This window comes from Metasolibacillus meyeri, from assembly GCF_003049505.1.
Classification (GTDB): Bacteria; Bacillota; Bacilli; order Bacillales_A; family Planococcaceae; genus Metasolibacillus; species Metasolibacillus meyeri.
This window is the reverse complement of sequence record NZ_PYWN01000026.1, coordinates 1-20,331: the sequence shown is the minus strand read 5'-3', so window position 1 is coordinate 20,331 and position 20,331 is coordinate 1. Positions and strand designations below refer to the sequence as shown.

Annotated in this window: 18 protein-coding genes; 2 read left to right on the top strand and 16 right to left on the bottom strand. The window is 41.1% G+C overall.

Annotation, left to right across the window (positions count from 1 at the left end; genetic code table 11):
* Positions 1 to 488 precede the first annotated feature (488 nt).
* Complete coding sequence (locus tag C9J34_RS04075) at positions 489 to 1,145, top strand: Type 1 glutamine amidotransferase-like domain-containing protein (protein ID WP_107838587.1); 657 nt, start codon at positions 489 to 491, stop codon at positions 1,143 to 1,145.
* A gap of 476 nt (positions 1,146 to 1,621) precedes the next feature.
* On the opposite strand, the gene C9J34_RS04065 is transcribed toward C9J34_RS04075, so the two are convergent.
* The 6 genes from C9J34_RS04065 to mce all read right to left on the bottom strand — a co-directional run bounded on the left by C9J34_RS04065 (position 1,622) and on the right by mce (position 7,197).
* Positions 1,622 to 2,128 carry a DUF1648 domain-containing protein gene (locus C9J34_RS04065; RefSeq protein WP_193768882.1) on the bottom strand — a complete coding sequence of 169 codons (507 nt, stop codon included), beginning with the start codon at positions 2,126 to 2,128 and terminating at the stop codon, positions 1,622 to 1,624.
* Positions 2,129 to 2,416: 288 nt separating this feature from the next.
* Positions 2,417 to 2,896, bottom strand: coding sequence for a chemotaxis protein CheW (locus C9J34_RS04060; RefSeq protein ID WP_107838584.1), 480 nt, complete (start codon positions 2,894 to 2,896; stop codon positions 2,417 to 2,419).
* Between the two features lie 13 nt (positions 2,897 to 2,909).
* Positions 2,910 to 4,022 carry a M20/M25/M40 family metallo-hydrolase gene (locus C9J34_RS04055; RefSeq protein WP_107838583.1) on the bottom strand — a complete coding sequence of 371 codons (1,113 nt, stop codon included), beginning with the start codon at positions 4,020 to 4,022 and terminating at the stop codon, positions 2,910 to 2,912.
* Between the two features lie 69 nt (positions 4,023 to 4,091).
* Complete coding sequence (locus C9J34_RS04050) at positions 4,092 to 5,066, bottom strand: hypothetical protein (protein ID WP_107838582.1); 975 nt, start codon at positions 5,064 to 5,066, stop codon at positions 4,092 to 4,094.
* 158 nt (positions 5,067 to 5,224) lie between these two features.
* A complete protein-coding gene (locus C9J34_RS04045; protein WP_420799116.1) occupies positions 5,225 to 6,787 on the bottom strand; it encodes an acyl-CoA carboxylase subunit beta in 1,563 nt (520 codons plus the stop codon).
* On the bottom strand, positions 6,784 to 7,197 hold the full coding sequence (mce, locus tag C9J34_RS04040; protein WP_107838581.1) for a methylmalonyl-CoA epimerase: 414 nt from the start codon (positions 7,195 to 7,197) through the stop codon (positions 6,784 to 6,786). The genes C9J34_RS04045 and mce overlap by 4 nt, the downstream gene beginning before the upstream one ends.
* A gap of 90 nt (positions 7,198 to 7,287) precedes the next feature.
* On the opposite strand from mce, the gene prli42 reads away from it, so the two are divergent.
* Positions 7,288 to 7,383: a stressosome-associated protein Prli42 gene (prli42, locus tag C9J34_RS21685; RefSeq protein ID WP_153062605.1), complete on the top strand. Its 96-nt coding sequence runs from the start codon at positions 7,288 to 7,290 to the stop codon at positions 7,381 to 7,383.
* Positions 7,384 to 7,410: 27 nt separating this feature from the next.
* On the opposite strand, the gene C9J34_RS04035 is transcribed toward prli42, so the two are convergent.
* The 10 genes from C9J34_RS04035 to C9J34_RS03990 form a co-directional block, all read right to left on the bottom strand.
* Positions 7,411 to 8,370: an aromatic acid exporter family protein gene (locus C9J34_RS04035; protein ID WP_107838580.1), complete on the bottom strand. Its 960-nt coding sequence runs from the start codon at positions 8,368 to 8,370 to the stop codon at positions 7,411 to 7,413.
* A 105-nt stretch (positions 8,371 to 8,475) separates the two neighbouring features.
* Positions 8,476 to 8,916, bottom strand: a complete 441-nt coding sequence (locus tag C9J34_RS04030) for a BrxA/BrxB family bacilliredoxin (protein WP_107838579.1) — start codon at positions 8,914 to 8,916, stop codon at positions 8,476 to 8,478.
* A gap of 82 nt (positions 8,917 to 8,998) precedes the next feature.
* Positions 8,999 to 10,078: a methylmalonyl Co-A mutase-associated GTPase MeaB gene (gene meaB / locus C9J34_RS04025; protein WP_107838578.1), complete on the bottom strand. Its 1,080-nt coding sequence runs from the start codon at positions 10,076 to 10,078 to the stop codon at positions 8,999 to 9,001.
* Complete coding sequence (gene scpA / locus C9J34_RS04020; protein WP_107838577.1) at positions 10,078 to 12,225, bottom strand: methylmalonyl-CoA mutase; 2,148 nt, start codon at positions 12,223 to 12,225, stop codon at positions 10,078 to 10,080. Before scpA ends, meaB begins: the two co-directional genes overlap by 1 nt.
* Complete coding sequence (locus C9J34_RS04015; protein ID WP_238600563.1) at positions 12,222 to 13,898, bottom strand: methylmalonyl-CoA mutase family protein; 1,677 nt, start codon at positions 13,896 to 13,898, stop codon at positions 12,222 to 12,224. Before C9J34_RS04015 ends, scpA begins: the two co-directional genes overlap by 4 nt.
* Before the next feature lie 303 nt (positions 13,899 to 14,201).
* Entirely contained in the window at positions 14,202 to 15,527 is a 1,326-nt protein-coding gene (locus tag C9J34_RS04010; protein ID WP_107838575.1) for a dihydrolipoamide acetyltransferase family protein, read from the bottom strand.
* A 12-nt stretch (positions 15,528 to 15,539) separates the two neighbouring features.
* Entirely contained in the window at positions 15,540 to 16,523 is a 984-nt protein-coding gene (locus C9J34_RS04005) for an alpha-ketoacid dehydrogenase subunit beta (RefSeq protein WP_107838574.1), read from the bottom strand.
* Positions 16,523 to 17,521: a thiamine pyrophosphate-dependent dehydrogenase E1 component subunit alpha gene (locus tag C9J34_RS04000; RefSeq protein ID WP_107838573.1), complete on the bottom strand. Its 999-nt coding sequence runs from the start codon at positions 17,519 to 17,521 to the stop codon at positions 16,523 to 16,525. Before C9J34_RS04000 ends, C9J34_RS04005 begins: the two co-directional genes overlap by 1 nt.
* A 70-nt stretch (positions 17,522 to 17,591) precedes the next feature.
* Positions 17,592 to 19,013, bottom strand: a complete 1,422-nt coding sequence (lpdA, locus tag C9J34_RS03995) for a dihydrolipoyl dehydrogenase (protein ID WP_107838572.1) — start codon at positions 19,011 to 19,013, stop codon at positions 17,592 to 17,594.
* Positions 19,014 to 19,082: 69 nt separating this feature from the next.
* Complete coding sequence (locus tag C9J34_RS03990; protein ID WP_107838571.1) at positions 19,083 to 20,177, bottom strand: Glu/Leu/Phe/Val family dehydrogenase; 1,095 nt, start codon at positions 20,175 to 20,177, stop codon at positions 19,083 to 19,085.
* Between the last annotated feature and the right edge of the window lie 154 nt (positions 20,178 to 20,331).

Genomic DNA, 20,331 nt, shown 5'->3' with positions numbered 1-20,331 from the left:
TTGATTCAGCGCTTGTTTAGATACCAATTATAGTGAAGGTATCTGACGCTTCGCTTTCGATATCAAGAGCATTTACTCATGCTAGAAAAGATTTACTACTGCTACTGCGTTCTGGTAACAAAAACATTGTTGCTGATGCTTCGCTTTCGCACAGAAAACATTGCTGCTGACGCTTCGCTTTCGCACAGAAAACATTGCTGCTGACGCTTCGCTTTCGCACAAAAAACATTGCTGAATCAAGATAAGCTCGCCATATGCTATGCAAAAATGTGTGCAAATGTCCCAATTGAAGATTTGCAATAAAGCCCTACCGTTTGTAAAAAAGATGTACCATTTAAAATAAAGTTATTTTGTTTAGAAAAAATATGCTAAGATTGCATCATAATACATTTCATATTTTACCTAAAATAGACTATATCGAGAGTATTGTAAAAAGAATGAGTAACACAGGTAATTCATATTATTTATACTTTACTACGGGGGTACTGATGAAAACTCACTATTATTTAGGCTGGTTTAATAATTTTTTCCCAGAAAATCTGGGCAGAGTGCTACAGGAGGATATAACTGATAAAAAATCCCTTGTGATGGTTAGCTCAAATCCATTTTTTTATGAAGATGATGGTGCAACTGAGCGTTCGTGGCTTGACCAAGCTGGCATTATATTTGATGAATATCATTTAATTAATTATGGCATACAGAAGGAAGATGCCCAAACCTTAATTCAAAATGCCTCAGTCATTTTCTTGTTAGGTGGAAATACGCCTAAACAAAATGCGTTTTTAATGGAATATGAATTGTCGGATTTGATAAAAAAAAGCAAAGCCGTTGTGATGGGGGCAAGCGCTGGTGCAATCAACATGTCAGCTAAATGGGTATGCTCGAAAAACCTTGGCTATCAAGTTGAAATAAGCTCTGTTTACGAAGGAATCGGCCTTGACAATTTTTCCGTCCTGTCTCATTTTGATCTTGAAAATAATATGGCATTGGTTCAAGACGAACTGTCTCCCTTATCGGAAGAAATGAATATTTATGCGTCGAACAAAGATTGTGCTGTACGTGTAAAGGGAGACAAAATCGACATTTTAGGCAATGTATATTTAATTTCCCACGCAAAGATTCAGAAATTGGATGAGACGCTCTAGTTGGGATGAATGGCTATGGTTAATTTCTTTCTGCAAAGCATCTATTTTAATTCAACAATTGTGGAGCAACAAAAAATAAAGTGAACCTTCAATCAGTGGGGGTTTTCCTCATCCTCCACTGATTGGTAGTTTCACCAATCGGGTTTTTACAGGCTGTTAATACGGGATAAGCAAATTTTTTTATAAAAGAATGAGTCAACTGAAAATATTTAGAGCGTGTTTTGATTAACCTTTTTCCAAAACGCGCTCTTTTCGTTGATTGCTTATCGAGGTTATCCGTCTCCATTGATTAAAGCAAACCAGCTATCAAAAAAGGCATGCGTAAAAAACTTTGAAATAATGAAAAATCTAGTCAGCTTATTAAATGATAGAAAATACACGGGCTTGTAAGAATAGATGGATTCGGTCAATCAAACTAAAAACAGGAGCATATTTGGAAAGATAATGCCCTTTCCAAAATAGCTCCTTTTCATCATTTATTTAATTTTCATCATTTTTACGACACCAACAATTATAATAAGAAAAAGCAAGGCGAGTAGCACAATTAAAGTGGCTGAACCCAGTAGTAACTTCTCTTCTTGCGCAATTGTGACAATTTCATATGCAATATAAGCAAATATAATACTACATATATTTTTCGTGTAGTTTATTATTTTTTTGCTCGCTTTATAAAACTGCTCTACATTCGATTCATTTATACGTTCAGGATAATTATGCAAATGCGGCTTTTTTTCTACGATTTGCAATATAATAAACAAAGCAATCCCTATAGCTGGTAAAATAAGCATTTCATATTTAGAGCCCCAACGATCAATTTCACCAGCTCCGTTAAAATGCATTGGCACTTGTGCAGGTAAGCTCGCCCAATTCATCGCAATGAATAAAATTGAAAATAATATAGCCGCGATTCCTATAATATCTGCAATTTTCTCCGTCATTGATTTAGGGAAATTTATTTTTGGCCGATACGGTTTTGTTAACATGTTTCCCACCACTTTCTCTATTGTTTTCATACCTTTTATACAGCCTAAAACATAAAAAAGTTTCAATTATTTGCTTTAGGACAAGGCGAAATTTTAGTTAGCGACATCCTCTTATCGATTACTTGTGTTTTGATGATGTTATCTGCGGTTTCCTCAAGATATCTGCGGTTCTCATGATTTATCTGTGCTTTTCTCTAGATATCTGCGCTTCTCTTTAACCTATCTGCACCCGCTAAATTCCCCAACAACAAAAAGCTAATGCGAGACGCATCAGCTTTTGTTTATGAACTAATTTTCTTTGTCGTTTTCAAGCATTTTATGCATGTATGCGATGATTTCGCGAATACCTTCTAAGGAATCCACTAAAATTTTCGGGTCAACACATGTAATCATTCGATCCTCTAGGTTGGCGACAGCTGTGAAATATTTTGTTTTGGCATAATTCACTAAGCCAATTTGCTGTAATTCATTGTCGCTAAAATCTAAAATTTCCTTTGCATCTGTTACGACAAGCCCGTAATTGACAACATCTGTATTCAATACAATCATACGTACTAAATCACCTGTGCTCGGCTTATCATATAAAATTCGTTGAAAATCAATAACGGGTATTAATTCGCCTCGAATTCTTGTGAAGCCTAGTAAATAGTTTGGCAAATGTGGAATGGGTGTGATATGCTCCAACTTTTCAATTGATACAACTTGACCCACAGGTGCTGCATATTCTTCATTGCCACAGCCAAAAACGACTGATTTACGAAAATCCATTGTTTGCCCTCCCTTATTTCGCTGTTTGTTTCACGACTTCTACTAATAGATTTGCTAGCTTCTCTAATTCAGAAATGGGCATTCGCTCATTAATCGTATGAATTTCCTCATAGCCAACTGCAAAATTGACAGTTGGGATGCCGAATCCTGCAATCACGTTGGCATCGCTCCCGCCGCCAGATGCAAATAGTGTTGGCTCCTCACCAATCGCTCGCACTGCGGCTGTTGCTACTTGTACAACTTTATCGTCCTCCGTTACGCGGAAGCCTGGGTACATTAACAGCACCTCTACTTCTGCACGACCACCTAATTCCGCTGCAACACGCTCAAATGTTTCCTTCATATGTGCTGTTTGTGCATTTAATTTCTCTTCTACGATAGAGCGTGCCTCCGCCAAAATATATACTTCATCACAAACGATATTCGTTGCCTTCCCGCCTTCGAAACGCCCGATATTCGCTGTTGTTTCAAAGTCTAAGCGACCTAGCTTCATTTGTGCTACGGCTTTTGCTGCAATCGTAATCGCTGAAATTCCTTTTTCTGGTGCTACACCAGCATGCGCCGATTTACCGATAATTTTTGCATGTACCTTTGCTTGAAATGGTGCAGCTGTAACGATTTCACCAACTTTACCACTGCTGTCAACAGCAAAGCCATATTTAGCAATGATATGCTCAGGATTTAGCTCCTTTGCACCAACTAAGCCACTTTCCTCGCCTGCTGTAATAATAAACTGAATCGTACCATGCGCTATGTTTTCTTCCTTTAAGCGACGAATCATTTCAAATAATGCCGCAATACCCGCTTTATCATCCGCTCCTAAAATCGTCGTACCATCTGAATAAATATAGCCATCTGCGCGTACTTCAGGACGAATGCCAGCACCTGGTACGACCGTATCCATATGACATGTAAAATAAATTGGCTCTACGTCTACAGTGCCTTGCAATGTCGCAATAATATTACCTGCGCCATGACCGTTGCGTGTATGTGCATCATCTTGAAAAACATCAAAACCAAGCTCCTGTAACTTCTCTACTAAAATAGGTGCAATTTTTTCCTCATGTTTCGTTTCAGAATCAATTTGCACTAACTCTAAAAATTCATTTACTAAACGACTGTTCATAGTTGAAAACTCCTTGTTATGTAGGTTATTATTGAAAATTCACACTAATATTATTGTACGTTGCTCGTTTCAGAAAAACAATGATTCATCTTCCGTTGAAAAAATAATCTCGCGTTGTTGCGCAATATTCTTTTCTTTTTCAAGCAGGTATTCTAGCTTATTTTCAAGCATTAACTGCGTATTGGCAACATCGTCTTGCACACGTGATAATTGCTCAATGGCTGTGGCAATTTTCGAATGAATCGACCAAGCTGAAAAAATATCATCGAAGAAATAATCGGCAAATTTAACGAAGCCATCAACTTCAACTGTAAATGCTTTATGCTGCATATTTTGCACATCCAAGAGCTCATTATGAAAGCGTTGTAAGGCCATTTGTGCCTTATGAATATAAGCCTCTGAGTAATTTAACTTTTCATGCTTCATCGCTGTGGCAATTAAGCCACCCCCTAAAAATGTATCCCATGTTGAATAATTTTTAGCCTTTACTAATTTTTCAACCGCATCCATTAAAGCGCGCCTCGCCTCTTTACCAGCCTCCTGCGCCTCAACAATTTCCTTTTTCAATTGTTTGATATGTAACTCCTGCTCAAGCAAATCATTTAATTTTGCAGCCTGCTTAGGCGCATGCTGCATTAACCAAAGCTCTTTTTGCCTCATTACCTTTTCTACTTGTCGCAAAATCGCTTGTTCATCTGCCGCCTGTAATTTATCGGATAAAGCGTTTAAATCATGCTGTAAATCTTCATGCATTAACTGGCTTTCAATTAATTTTAATTCCTTCGTTGCCACAACGCCAAATTGCTCTTCCAATATTTCATCATATTTTCCCGTCCATTTTTGGAAGAGCTGAATAAAGGAAAATTGATCCAACTTATTTAATTGCTTTCTCGCATCGATTAATTGCGCCTCATAGCCTTCAATTTCACGTTGTGCTCGACGCATCTGCTGCTCGATTGCTTGCTTTTGCTTCACTAACTTTTCAATCGCCAATAAGCGCAGTTGATAGTCTGTATATTGTTGCTGTAATTGTTGCCACACCATTTCCATCCCTCCTTTTTTAATTTTATCATACTTATATTCGAAAGCATTTAATCGACTATTAAATTATTTAATTAGGCGAAATCTAATATGGTATATTTTGTAGATGGGCAAAAAACAGCTGCCTGAAAAGTTATTCTCCTTTTCAGACAGCTGCTGCACTACAACGGAATATTCCCGTGCTTTTTAAATGGACGATCTTCGTGCTTTGTTGATAGCATATCTAACGCTTGAATAAGCTTAATACGCGTTTCACGTGGGTCGATGACATCATCTACCATACCGCGAGATGCCGCTACATACGGATTGGCGAATTTCTCTTTATATTCTTCGATTTTCGCTGCGCGCGTCGCCTCTGGGTCGCTCGATTTCGCGATTTCGCCTGCATGGATAATATTTGCTGCACCTGCTGCACCCATTACAGCGATTTCAGCATTTGGCCATGAGAATACAAGGTCTGCCCCAATCGCTTTTGAGTTTAATGCAACGTAGGCACCGCCATATGCTTTACGTAAGATCACAGTAATTTTTGGCACTGTTGCTTCTGAGTATGCATATAAAATTTTCGCACCGTGGCGAATAATCCCACCATGCTCCTGCTTAACGCCTGGGAAGAAGCCTGATACGTCCTCAAATGTAATAACAGGTACGTTGTAAGCATCACAAGTACGAACGAAGCGTGCTAATTTATCGGATGAATCAATATCTAAACCGCCAGCTAAAAACTTTGGCTGGTTACATACTAAGCCAACTGATTCACCTGCAATGCGCGCAAAGCCGACAACGACATTTTTTGCGAATTCCTTTTGCACTTCCATAAATGAGCCCTCATCGACAACTAGCTCTACTACTTTACGTACATCATAGGATTTCGTTTGGTCGATTGGTACAACATCCACTAGCTCTGAACGGTACTCGTCCCCTGCTGTATATGCCACTTTCGGCGATTTTTCCTTGTTGTTTTGCGGTAAGTAGCTTAATAATTGTTGAATTTGCTTAATTGCTTCTTCCTCATTTGGTGCGCGGAAATGGGCGTTGCCGCTAATCGTATTATGCACCTTTGAGCCACCTAAGCCTTCAGATGAAATTTTTTCACCTGTTACTGTTTCAATCACTTTTGGTCCTGTAATAAACATTTGTGATGTTTTATCCACCATTAAAATAAAGTCTGTAATCGCTGGTGAATAAACCGCACCACCCGCACAAGGTCCCATAATAACAGAAATTTGCGGAATAACGCCTGAATAAATCGAGTTGCGGTAGAAAATATGACCATAGCCATCTAATGACAGAACGCCTTCTTGAATACGCGCACCACCAGAATCGTTAATGCCGATAAAAGGTGTGCCATTTTTCGCCGCTAAGTCCATGACAGCTGCGATTTTTTTGGCGTGCATTTCACCGAGTGCTCCACCGAACACCGTAAAATCTTGTGCGAATAAATAAACATTGCGCCCGTTAATTTTTCCGAAGCCTGTGACAACCCCATCACCAGGCCCTTCTAAGCTCGCCATACCAAAGTCGATTGTACGATGTGTAATAAATGGATTTATTTCAACGAATGTTCCTTCATCTACCAATAGCTCAATGCGCTCGCGAGCAGTTAATTTGCCTTTTTCGTGCTGCTTCTCAATACGTGCATCGCCTCCGCCTAATTCAATAGCGCTTTTGCGATCATATAGTTCATGGATTTTATCAAACATATCAATTGTTGTTGTCATCATACTTCCCCTTTTCCACTTTTATCACATAATTCATAAAGCACACCGAATGAATCTTTCGGGTGTAAAAAGGCAACTTCCGCGCCACCAGCACCTGGTCCAGGCTCCTCTGATAAAAGGCGAACACCCTTCTCTTTTAGCTCCGCCATACGCTCACGAATATCTGTTACACCAAATGCGATATGATGAATGCCTTCGCCGCGCTTTTCAATAAAGCTATGAATCGTGCTTTCTTCACTCATCGGTGCTAGAAGCTCGAGTTTGACATTACCTGCATCGATAAAAGCAACTTTCACTTTTTGAGAGGCAACCTCTTCTATTTTCAATAAAGTTAAGCCGAGTGTTTCTGTGTAATAAGAGATACGCTCCTCCATGTTTTTCACAGCAATTCCGATATGATCTACTTTTTTCATTGAAATATTCCACCCTCTTCATTAATTATACTTGAGAATTTTGAAAGATTTGATAAACTAAATACAGATATACTGAAGGAGCGAATCAGAATGAGCAATAAAAAATTCCAAAAAATCGTTGTTTACTCAATGGTGATTATTATGTTAGTTTCAACAATTGCTATGGGTGTAGCCGCTATTATGTAAATTGGGTGCTTTGATAGCATCCTCTTTTTATTTGTGCAAGCCTGCGAACGACTGTTTAATCGCTAAATAATTGTCCATTTCCTCAATACATTGATACAATGCTGCCATCGCTAAAAATGTTTGGTGATCTGTCGGTAAAGGCATCTCCGCAAATCTCGCTTTGACTACACCAAGCTTTTCAATGAAGTGGCTCGCTGTATTTCCCGAGTGAACATGCTCGCTTAAATCCTCCATAAAAACAGCCACTATTTCCGCTTGTTGTACTATAACAGGTAATGCAGTAATTTTCGGTAAAATTCGCTCGATAATTTCTAGCTGCTGCTCTCGCATATCAAAATATACATAGTATGAATTACTTTTGCGCGCTAAGTGGTTTTCAACATCTTGGAAAGCAAGCGCCTTCGCTTTATTTATGACCTCGGCTGCTTCAATAAGCTCATGACCATCCCATAATGTGTCCCCATTCCTTAAATATTGCGCAATTTCAGAAAATATCTTTTGGTAATATGCCTCAATTTGTAGACGGTACGCATCTAGCTTCGGCTGAATATCTGGCATATACATATTCACTGCTAGCCCTACACCGTAACCAATCAGCATTAAATAAATTTCATTTTGTAACAGCTCCCATGAAAAATGCCCTGCTGAATAAATATGCAAAACAATGACAGCACTCGATACGAAGCCTGCTGTAATGTGAAATGATACGAGTAAAGGAAGAAAAATAATGAACATCAATCCTAGCATAATGGGGTTGTAGCTAATCAGCTCAAAACAGAGCCATGCTAATAGCATCCCTATTATACTAGCAACAAATCTTGTATAAACAGCATGCACCGATTTTCTCTTTGTTGGCTGGATACATAAAATTGTTAAAATACCTGCTGCCGTATAAAATTGTAAATCGAAAAAGTGGGCGATTGCGATAGCAAGTGCTGCACCAACAGCCGTTTTCAGCGTGCGGTAGCCAATTGAAAATTTCTTCATACTAAGAAGCTCCTATTCTTTAGGAAAATGGAGGCTGCCCTTTATGAACAGCCTATTTTCATTTGTGTAAATTATTCGTAAAATGGTTATTTTACGCGTTTTTACTTACACTTCTTCACAGTATTCTTCGAAATTACCTTGTAAATTTAACACAACAGACATTGGGTCATGCCCTTCAATTTCATAGCGTCCCACTTCTGCTACAACTTGCCCATCCTTTAATAAAACAAAGGATGGTGATGATGGCAGATGGTCTTCACCGAAGTGATAGCGAGCTGCTGCTGTTGCCTCTTTATCTTGCCCTGCAAACACCGTCACTAAATAGTCTGGACGTTTATCATAATGAACTGCCTGCGTTGCTGCTGGACGTGCAATACCGCCTGCGCAACCACATACTGAGTTCACCATGACAAGTGTTGTACCTTGACGAGCCAATGCCGCTTCTACCTCTTCAGGTGTACGTAATTGTTCATAGCCTGCTGCTTCCATTTCTGCACGAGCTGTCGTCGTAATTTGCTGCATAAATAAATCGTAATCCATGTTCATAATTGTATTCGCTCCTTTCATACTATTTCATAATAGCAAGACAATTCACGATATGCAAAGAACTGATTTTCCATATGCCTATTTATTTTTCAAATAATTTATTGACACCTTGTGTCACCGTTAACTGCCCTTGTAAAATCGCTTCCTCCAGCCTACTTACTTGCATTTTATTATCAGTATTTTGATAGAAGGAATCGAGCAAATGGTCTGTAATCATTGCATGGAACCAATCGCGCGTTTGCTTATGGCGACGAATCATCCAATAATTCGAAGCATAAACCTTTTCTTGAAACGCTCGAATCATTTCCCATGTTTCCTGCAAACCTGTTTTCTCATGTGAAGAAACAGCAAGCGCTGTGCTCATCCAGCCTGGTGTTGCTGGCTGTAAAAAATGTAAAATTTGCTTATACTCCTGCACGGTTTTTCGAGCTGGACGAATATTATCTCCATCACTTTTATGAACAATAATACCGTCAGCTAGCTCCATAATGCCCTTTTTCATACCTTGCAGCTCGTCACCTGCTCCTGTTAACACAAGGAGCAAGAAGAAATCGACCATGCCGCGCACATACGTTTCGCTTTGTCCAACCCCGACCGTTTCAATCAAAATGACATCATAGCCTGCTGCCTCACAAACGAGCATCGTTTCACGCGTCTTTTTATGAACGCCACCCAATGTGCCAGCGCTAGGTGATGGACGGACGAAGGCGTTCGGCTTGCGCACGAGCTCCTCCATCCTCGTTTTATCACCTAAAATACTGCCTCCTGAAATGGACGAGCTTGGGTCAATCGCTAAAACGGCAACCTTTTTGCCTAGTTCACATAGCATTGAGCCAAACGCCTCAATAAAGGAGCTTTTGCCAGCACCTGGTACTCCAGTAATACCGATGCGTATACTGTTTCCCGTATGTGGTAGCAATTCCTGTAATAAGCTTTGCGCTTGCTGCTTATGCTCGGCATTCGAGCTTTCGATGAGCGTAATCGCCTTTGATAAGGAGATGCGATTACCCGCTCGCACCTCACTTGCCAATGTGGCAACATCAAGTGTATTTTGCTGTTTCTTGCGGAATTTTTTTGGCGTGCCATAATTCATGCCATCATGACCACCTTTCACACCGTCCATGACAAATAGTGCACTTTGTTGCTCCAAGCGTTTGTCCATTACTCTGCCACTTCCTCGTAGCCTAGTTGCTTATAAATTTCCTCAATAATTTTTTGTGCGGAAACTGGAATCACTGTACCTGGACCGAAAATCGCAACTGCGCCTGCTTCATAAAGGTATTCATAATCTTGCGCTGGAATCACGCCACCACAAATGACGATAATATCCTCACGCCCTAGCTTTTTTAACTCGCCTACTAGCGCTGGCACAAGCGTTTTATGTCCTGCTGCTAAAGAGGATACGCCAACACAGTGCACATCGTTTTCGACTGCCATTTGCGCTGTTTCCTCAGGCGTCATAAATAATGGTGAAATATCGACATCGAAGCCTAAGTCCGCATAGCCTGTCGCAATGACCTTCGCACCGCGATCATGGCCGTCCTGCCCCATTTTTGCCACTAAAATACGTGGGCGACGTCCTTCATTTTCAAGGAATTCTTCCGTCATTTGCTTCACTTCATTAATTTGCTCTTCATCTGAGAAGTTGGCAGAATAAACGCCTGAAATCGAACGAATAATCGCTTTATGACGACTAGCCACCTTTTCAATAGCATCTGAAATTTCGCCTAGCGATGCACGCGCACGCGCTGCATCAACAGCAACTGCTAGCAAGTTTTCCTCGCCTGTTTGTGCCGCCTTTGTTAAACGAGCTAAATGCTTTTGGACTTCCTCTTCATTACGGCTTGCTTTCATTTTTTCCAAGCGCTCAATTTGCTGTTCGCGCACGACCGCGTTATCAATATCTAAAATGTCGATTGGCTCTTCCTCAGCTAAACGATATTTATTAACACCAACAATCGTTTCTGTTTTCGAGTCAATTTTCGCTTGACGTTTCGCCGCAGCTTCTTCCACCTTCATTTTTGGCAAGCCTGTGTCAATCGCCTTCGCCATGCCTCCAAGCTCTTCAATTTCCTCAATTAAGGCCCATGCCTTTTCCGTTAACTCCTCTGTTAACTTCTCTACATAGTAAGAGCCACCCCATGGATCAATTACTTTCGTCATGCCCGTTTCTTCCTGTAAAAAGAGCTGTGTATTACGCGCGATACGTGCTGAGAAATCTGTTGGTAAAGCAATCGCCTCATCGAGTGCATTTGTATGCAATGATTGCGTATGCCCCATTGCTGCAGCATTTGCTTCGATTAATGTACGCGTCACATTATTAAATGGATCTTGCTCTGTTAATGACCAGCCTGATGTTTGTGAATGGGTACGCAGCGCTAATGATTTAGCATTTTTCGGATTGAATGTCGACATCATTTGTGCCCAAATACGGCGTGCTGCACGCATTTTTGCAATTTCCATATAGTAGTTCATCCCGATTGCCCAGAAGAACGATAGACGCGGTGCAAAGGCGTCGATATCAATACCTGCTTTTAAGCCTGTTCGTACATACTCCAAGCCATCTGCCAATGTATAAGCAAGCTCGATATCATTTGTTGCGCCAGCTTCTTGAATGTGGTAGCCCGAAATCGAAATCGAGTTAAATTTCGGCATAAATTTCGCTGTATATTCAAAAATATCCGCAATAATTTTCATCGACATTGCTGGTGGATAAATATAGGTATTACGCACCATGTATTCCTTTAAAATATCATTTTGAATCGTCCCTGCAAGCTGCTCTGGCTTCACGCCTTGTTCTTCGGCTGCGACGATATAAAAGGCAAGGACAGGTAGAACCGCTCCGTTCATCGTCATCGATACGGACATTTGATCTAACGGAATACCGTCAAACAAAATTTTTGCATCCTCCACAGAGTCAATGGCTACCCCTGCTTTTCCAACATCCCCTGTTACACGTGGATGGTCAGAATCATAACCGCGGTGTGTTGCTAAATCGAATGCTACAGATAAACCTTTTTGCCCCATCGCTAAATTGCGTCGATAAAAGGCGTTCGATTCCTCAGCCGTCGAGAAGCCCGCATATTGTCGCACTGTCCAAGGGCGTGCGACATACATTGTTGGGTAAGGACCTCTTGTATTCGGTGCGATACCTGCCACGTCCTGTAAATGCTTCGTGTCTTTCGTATCATCCCCTGTATAAACATTTTTCACTTCAATGCCTTCATTTGTCATAAATGTACTTGTCGCTTGTAGCCCTTCGGTTGCTAGCACATCCTCGATGACAACCTCTTTAAAGTTAGCGTTCATCCTTGTACCTCCTTTAAGCTTGCCATCACCGCATTTAGCTTTTCAATAATGTTTTGGCCAGCAAAAATAAAGCCATTTAACCCAGCTGCTCGCCACGCCTGCTCTTGCTCTTTAAATTTGCCTGCGACATCTAGTAGTTGCTGTTCTTGCTTCACCTTTAATAAAGCTGGTACTAATTGCAACGCATCATCATCCGTTGCCGCAACAACGATATAATCATATTGTGCCGTCTCCAGCCAACGCTCAGCTTCTTCAAGCGTTGCAAGCGCACCAGACTGTTCCATCGTGATACCGGCTGTTGCGAAAAAGCCAGCGACAAAATCAGCGCGCGGTTTAAAGTTTTTCAATTCACCAAATGTTAAAATCGCCATTTTCGCCTTTTGCTGCGCATAGCTTTCTCTTACTTTTTCAAATGGGATGGCTAGACGTTTTACATCGACAAACTGCTCATTGCACTCCACTGCCATCTCATCAGCAGGGTTTGCATAAATATTCGTACCAATTAATGATGCTTTGCGTGTTTCTACTTGTTGAATACGCGTCTGATAGACGTCTGTGATTTTCGCATCCATATCGTATGCTGCTAAACCACCAGCTGTTTCAATACTCAAAAACAACTGCCATGCTTCCTTCACTAAATCGGCTGTCAATGATTCGATAAAATAGGAGCCGCCTGAAGGGTCTACAACATTTAAGACATGCGACTCTTCGTTTGCGACTAGCAATACGTTACGTGCAATACGGACCGATTGCTCTGTTGGCTTTGTTAAAACATCATGCGGATGGACTGTAAAGACATCGACACCGCCAATAATACCAGCAAATGCCTCGTTGCCTGCACGTAGCAAATTCACATAAACATCTAGCTTAGAAAAGCTACGGACAGATGTTTCGGCTACGACTGGTACAGCGATTGCCTCTGCACCTAGTCCTTTCGAAAACGCTTTCCAAAGCACTTTAAATGCACGAATTTTCGCTATTTCCATAAAGAACTGTGTATCAATGGCAAAGCTAACGAAGAACTTTTGCGCAAAAGCTTCGTAGCTAGTTGATACTTTAGCCAAGTCGCTCGCCTGTGCTAACGCAATCGCTAGCTCCTGTACGGCATTTGCCCCGTCATTATGGTATTTCACTGTATTGCTATGTGCTGTACGAATATTTGGGAAATCAGCTAGTTCAAGTGCCTCTCTTGCAATGATAAAGCCCGTCACAGCCTGTTTTTTATCGTCAGCAATTTTTGCAAATACTTGCATTAATGGATCATTGCCATTTTCGACAATAAACTTAAACGTATATTCTGTAATAAAATCTGCTAAGCTCGTTAAAATCGACTCATCCCATTCAAATGCAACACGACTATCAATTGTCAGCACTTCATTACCACGTGCTAAACTATCCTGTAAATTCGCTAAAAATTGTTCAGCCGTATCGCCATAAATTTGCTGGGCAATTTCAAAGGAATCTGTCGCTTTCATCGTACGAATAGTTGCCACTTGTTTTTCTAGCTGCTCACCTAATTTTTCAATTAATGTTGTTTCTGTATAAAGTGGCTCTAGCGTAATACCTTCCACCGTTTTTGTGAATAAAGATTCAAACGGCTTTCCTTTTAACGCTTTTATTGCCTGCTCCTGCCATTGTTCGTAACTAGCTGATGCAAACTCGATCTCTTTCATATTTGTCGCCATATGGTCGCTTATCAGCTTCCCCCTTTACCTTTTATCCCACATTAACGGACAGTAACTCCATTCTGTATCGAGAGCGAAGCGCTAGATACAGAACACCCCTAAACACAAAAGGGCTGGATGGGTGACAACTGTCCGTAAAAGCCCGATTGGTTCAACTAGCAATCAGTGGGATGAAGAAAATTTCCAATGATTGCAGTTTCACTTTACTACTTCATATATTACATGAGAAAACGCTAACAATAAAGAGAAAAAATTAAAGAAAGCCCGTCATGACGGGCTTTCTAGCAGATGTCAGTAGACTGACATCGTCTCTTTATTAACATTTTCGAGTATTTCTTTTACTCTATTCAGAAATTTACCGCAAACTAGTCCATCTAAAACTCTGTGATCTAATGATAAACATAAATTCACCATATCACGTGCAGCAAACATATTCCCTTCCATAATTACGGGTCTTTTCACAATTGCTTCCACCTGCAAAATAGCGGCTTGTGGATAATTGATAATGCCCATCGACTGAACCGAGCCGAATGAACCTGTATTATTCACTGTAAATGTGCCACCTTGCATATGCTCTGAACGCAATTTTCCTGTGCGTACAAGCTGAGACAATTCGTGAATTTCACGCGCGATGCCTTTAACTGATTTTTCGTCAACATTTTTAATGACAGGAACGAATAACGCATCCTCTGTTGCGACAGCAATCGATAAGTTAATGTCTTTTTTCTGAATGATTTTATCGCCAGCCCACATCGAATTCATCATTGGGAATTCTTTTAATGCTTGGCTAATTGCTTTCATAAAGAAGGCGAAATATGTTAAATTAAAGCCTTCATTACGCTTAAATTCATTTTTAAGCGAGTCGCGGTACGCTACTAAATTCGTTACGTCCACTTCCATCATCATCCACGCATGCGGCACTTCATGCTTGCTGCGTAACATATTGTTCGCAATCGCACGACGTACAGCTGTTACTGGAATTTCTACATCGCCAGCAGCAGTTGGAACGGCTGGGGCTGAAGGAGCTTGTACAGGTTGCTGCACTGCTTGTGGAGCTGATGCTTGTTCCACTACAGGTACTTCCACTGACTGTGCTGGTGCTGTCGGAATTTGACCTGAAGCAATAATTGCTTGTATATCTTTACGTGTAATGCGGCCGCCTACACCACTACCTTCGACTAATGTTAAATCGATATTATGCTCTGCTGCTAATGTTAAAACAGCTGGTGAATAACGCGCTTTGTCGCGCGGTGCTTTTGCCGCTACTTGCTGCGTAGCTGGCTGAGCTTGGGGCTCCTCTTTATGCTGGACACCTGCATTTAAAATCGCTGCACTTACATTTGATTTTTTTTCTGCTGGTGGTTCTCCTACTGCCCCTTCTACTTCAATTGTACAAACGATTGCACCTACAGGTAAAGTTTCTCCTTCACTGGCGATCAGCTCACCAACAATTCCCTCAAATGAAGACGGAATTTCAGCATTTACTTTATCCGTGTTTACTTCTGCTAAAGGATCATATTTATTCACTTTATCGCCTGGCTTTACAAGCCAACGCTCGATTGTTCCTTCTGTTACACTCTCGCCTAACTGCGGCATTACGATATTTTGAATAGCCATTGTTACCCCTCCTTAAAATGCAGCAAGCTCACGCATTGCTTGCTCAACTTTATCAGGATTAATCATAAAGAATTTTTCCATTGTTGGTGCGTAAGGCATCGCTGGTACGTCTGGTCCAGCTAAACGCTTAATCGGTGCATCTAACTCAAATAAGCAGTGCTCTGCGATAATTGCTGACACTTCGCTCATAATGCTGCCCTCTTTATTATCTTCTGTCACAAGCAACACTTTACCTGTTTTACGTGCCGCTTCGATAATCGCTTCTTTATCTAATGGATATACTGTACGTAAATCTAAAATATGTGCTTGAATGCCATCTGCTGCTAAACGCTCTGCAGCCTGCAACGCAAAATGGACTGCTAAGCCATAAGTAATCACCGTTATGTCATCACCTTCACGTTTAACATCTGCTTTTCCAATTGGCAATGTATAATCATCTGTCGGCACTTCACCTTTAATTAAACGGTAAGCACGTTTATGCTCGAAAAATAACACGGGGTCTTCATCACGAATCGCTGCTTTTAATAAGCCTTTCGCATCATATGGTGTAGAAGGAATGACGATTTTCAAGCCAGGTGTTCCTGCAAATAGCGCTTCTACTGATTGTGAATGGTAAAGTGCACCATGAATTCCTCCACCAAATGGTGCACGCACAACTAAAGGACATGTCCAGTCGTTGTTCGAGCGATAGCGAATTTTCGCTGCCTCTGACACAATTTGGTTGACAGCAGGCATAATGAAATCAGCAAATTGCATTTCGGCAATTGGACGCATACCATACATCGCTGCACCAATTGCTACACCTGCAATCGCACTTTCCGCTAAAGGTGTATCTAAAACTCGATATTCTCCAAATTGATTGTAAAGTCCGGATGTCGCTTTAAATACGCCACCTTTACGCCCAACGTCCTCCCCTAAAACGAAGACGCGCTCATCGCGTTCCATCTCTTCTTTCATTGCTAAATTAATTGCATCAATATAAGAAATCACAGCCATTATTCGTCACCCTCCTCAGCATAAACATATTTCAATGCATCCTCTGGCTTCGCGTACGGTGCTGCCTCTGCGTAATCAGTTGCTTCATTGACAATTGCAGCAATTTTCGCATTCAGCTCCTCAAATGTTTCCACTGTTGCGACACCAGCTTCAAGCAAGTAGTTTTCGAATAATAGCAATGGATCATTTGCCTTGCCTTCCGCGATATCTTCCGCTGTACGATATTGGCGATCATCATCATCTGAAGAGTGCGCTGTTAAGCGATATGTCACCGCTTCAATTAAGCTTGGTCCTTCACCGCGTCTTGCACGATCTGCCGCCTCTTTAATCACTTTATACACTTCAAGCGGATTTTTCCCATCCACTGTTACGCCCGGCATTCCATAACCAATACCACGATCCGATACTTTGGCACAGCCTAACTGACGCTCAACTGGTACAGAAATCGCATATTGATTGTTTTCGACCATAATAATAACAGGTAGCTTGTGCACGCCTGCAAAGTTAGCTCCTTCATGGAAATCTCCTTGGTTGGATGAGCCTTCTCCTAGCGTTACAAATGTGATAAAATCTTGCGCTTGAATCTTGCCTGCAAGCGCCACCCCTACCGCGTGTGGAACTTGTGTTGTTACTGGTGAAGAGCCTGTTAAAATACGATTTTTCTTTTGTCCAAAATGCCCTGGCATTTGACGACCACCAGAGTTCGGGTCTTCAGCCTTCGCAAAAGCTGATAGCATTAAATCTTTCGCTGTCATACCGAAATGTAGTACAACACCCATATCGCGATAATACGGCGCAATATAGTCTTTCTCATTATCTAAAGCAAATGCTGCGCCAACTTGCGCCGCCTCTTGCCCTTGACAAGAAATAACAAAAGGTATTTTTCCAGCACGGTTTAATAGCCACATGCGCTCATCAATACGTCTTGCAAGTAGCATCGTTTCATACATTTTCAGTACATCTTCATTCGTTAATCCAAGGTCTTCGTGTTTTAACATACGAACATCCCCTTTCGTAGCTTCGTGTTTAAGTCTATCTTCTTTATTTATATGAATCTATTTTTTCAAATTAGAAGTGAATTGCTCGCCCTTCTATCGCTAATGCCGCTTCACCAATAATTTCACTTAATGATGGGTGTGGGTGAATCGTTTGCGCAATTTCCCACGGGCTTGCATCAAGAAGTAGTGCAAGTGCTGATTCTGAAATCATATCTGTTACGTGTGGCCCAATCATGTGAACGCCTAATAAATCATTTGTTTGACTATCCGCAATCATTTTCACAAAGCCTTCCGCATCTCCATGCACTAACGCTTTACCGATTGCTTTAAATGGAAACTTCGCCACTTTCACGTCGAAACCTTGCTCTTTAGCCTGTGCTTCTGTTAAGCCAACACTGGATGCTTCTGGATAAGAATAAATACAACGCGCCACGTTCGCATAGTGAATCTCCTCTGTTTTATGTCCTGCAATATGTTCCACAGCAATAATTCCTTCATGTGAAGCAACATGTGCAAGCTGCATACCACCAATCGCATCACCAATCGCGTAAATATGGCTCTCCTTCGTTTGATAGTTGTCGTTCACTTGAATATAAGAGCGCTCTTTCACGATTTCTGTATTTTCTAAGCCGATTCCTTCCGTATTCGCTGTACGGCCTACGCTAACAAGCATTTTTTCAGCGCTATATGTTTCCGTCGAGTCACCAGAAGTAACCGCAATTGATACTTCTTGATCAACTGCTAATGTGTCCGTCTGCATACGAGCATTCACAATGATGCGAACACCGCGCTTCGTTAACGCTTTCGTCATTTCTTTCGCAATATCTGCATCCTCTGTCGGTAAAATACGCTCCCCGTACTCCAAAACAGTTACATCAACACCGAAGTCGCAAAGCATCGATGCCCATTCAATACCGATAACGCCACCGCCTACTATTAATATAGAAGAAGGTAATGCTTCAAGCTCTAATGCATGGTCAGAATTTAATATACGTTCTCCGTCAACAGGAATCCCTTCCAACGTAGCTGGTTTTGAACCTGTCGCGATAATGACATTTGTTGGCACAAGCATTTCATTTTCGCCACCATCCGCTAACTCAACTGAAATTGTTCCAGGCATCGGAGAAAATATAGAAGGACCTAATATGCGACCTGTGCCATAGTAAACGTCTATTTTCCCTTTTTTCATTAAGCCTTCAATACCAGCATGTAATGTTTTAATAATGGTATTTTTGCGATTTTGCACTTGTTCAAATTGCAATTTTACGCCATCTACTTCCACACCAAACGCTTCACCATCTTTTGCAGTACGGTAAACTTCAGCACTTCTTAACAAGGCTTTACTTGGAATGCAGCCTTTATGTAAGCAAGTGCCACCAAGCTTTGCCTTTTCGACAACTGCTGTTTTTAAACCGAGCTGTGCTGCGCGAATTGCGGCAACATAGCCGCCTGTTCCTCCACCTAAAATAACAACATCGTATTCATGTGCCATGAAAACATCCCCCTTCTTTACAAAAAAGGAAGCAAAGATTGTCTTTACCTCCTTTTAGCCTTTACATGCCTAGCGACCATTTAAAATGTTTTTTTCATTACGTAAAAACTGACTACGAGACTTTGCAACACGCGCAATGCGATCTTCTGCTAGCTTATTCGCAGCTAAGTATGTCGGTACATCTTGTTCTTTTGAAATTGTTAAAATTTTTGCGATGCTATCATAAATCGTTTCCACTCGCTTCATTGCACGATCACGATTGTAACCATATAGCTCGTCTGCTACGTTGATAACTCCGCCCGCATTAATTACATAATCAGGTGCATAAACGATACCTTTTTCATGTAAAATTTGACCATGGCGCGATTCTTGTAGCTGGTTATTTGCTGAGCCAGCGATTACTTTCGCCTTCAATTGTGGAATCGTCTCATCATTAATAATAGCACCAAGTGCACATGGTGCAAAAATATCTACATCTTGTTTATAAATATCCGCTGGGTCAACCGCTGTCGCGCCAAATGCTTCTACAACACGCTCAACCGCTGCTTTATTAATATCTGTTACAACTAATTTTACACCGTCTTTATGTAAATACTCACATAATGTGTACGCTACATTTCCTAGCCCTTGTACGGCAATTGTACGCCCTTCAAGCACATCTGTGCCAAACGCTTCCTTTGCGGCTGCTCTGATGCCTAAATACACACCATATGCTGTTACAGGAGACGGGTTACCTGATGAACCAAATGCTGGCGAAATGCCTGTTACATAATTTGTTTCCTCATGAATTAAATCCATGTCAGTTACTGTTGTACCTACATCCTCCGCTGTAATATAGCGACCGTTTAAGCCTTGGATAAAACGACCTAATGCACGGAACATTTCTTCGTTTTTATCCTTGAATGGATCACCGATAATAACTGTTTTTCCACCGCCCAAATTTAAGCCTGCTGCTGCATTTTTATAAGTCATACCGCGCGCTAGTCGCAATGCATCCTCAATTGCATCTCCCTCAGATGCATACGTCCACATACGTGAACCACCGAGTGCTGGTCCTAACGTCGTATCATGGATTGCAATTATTGCCTTTAAGCCCGATTCCTTGTCCTGACAAAAAACGAGTTGTTCATAATCATACTTTTCCATGTACTTAAAGATTTCCATTGCATATTCCCCTTTCAACTAAAAGAAAGCGTTTACTTTCTCATGTACTATTGTTTTTAAAAGTTCACAATTTCGCCATGAAAAAAACATTTATTTTCACTGCTTATTTTTACAATACGTTCAAATTCACTTTTAAGCAACAATTATTATGGAA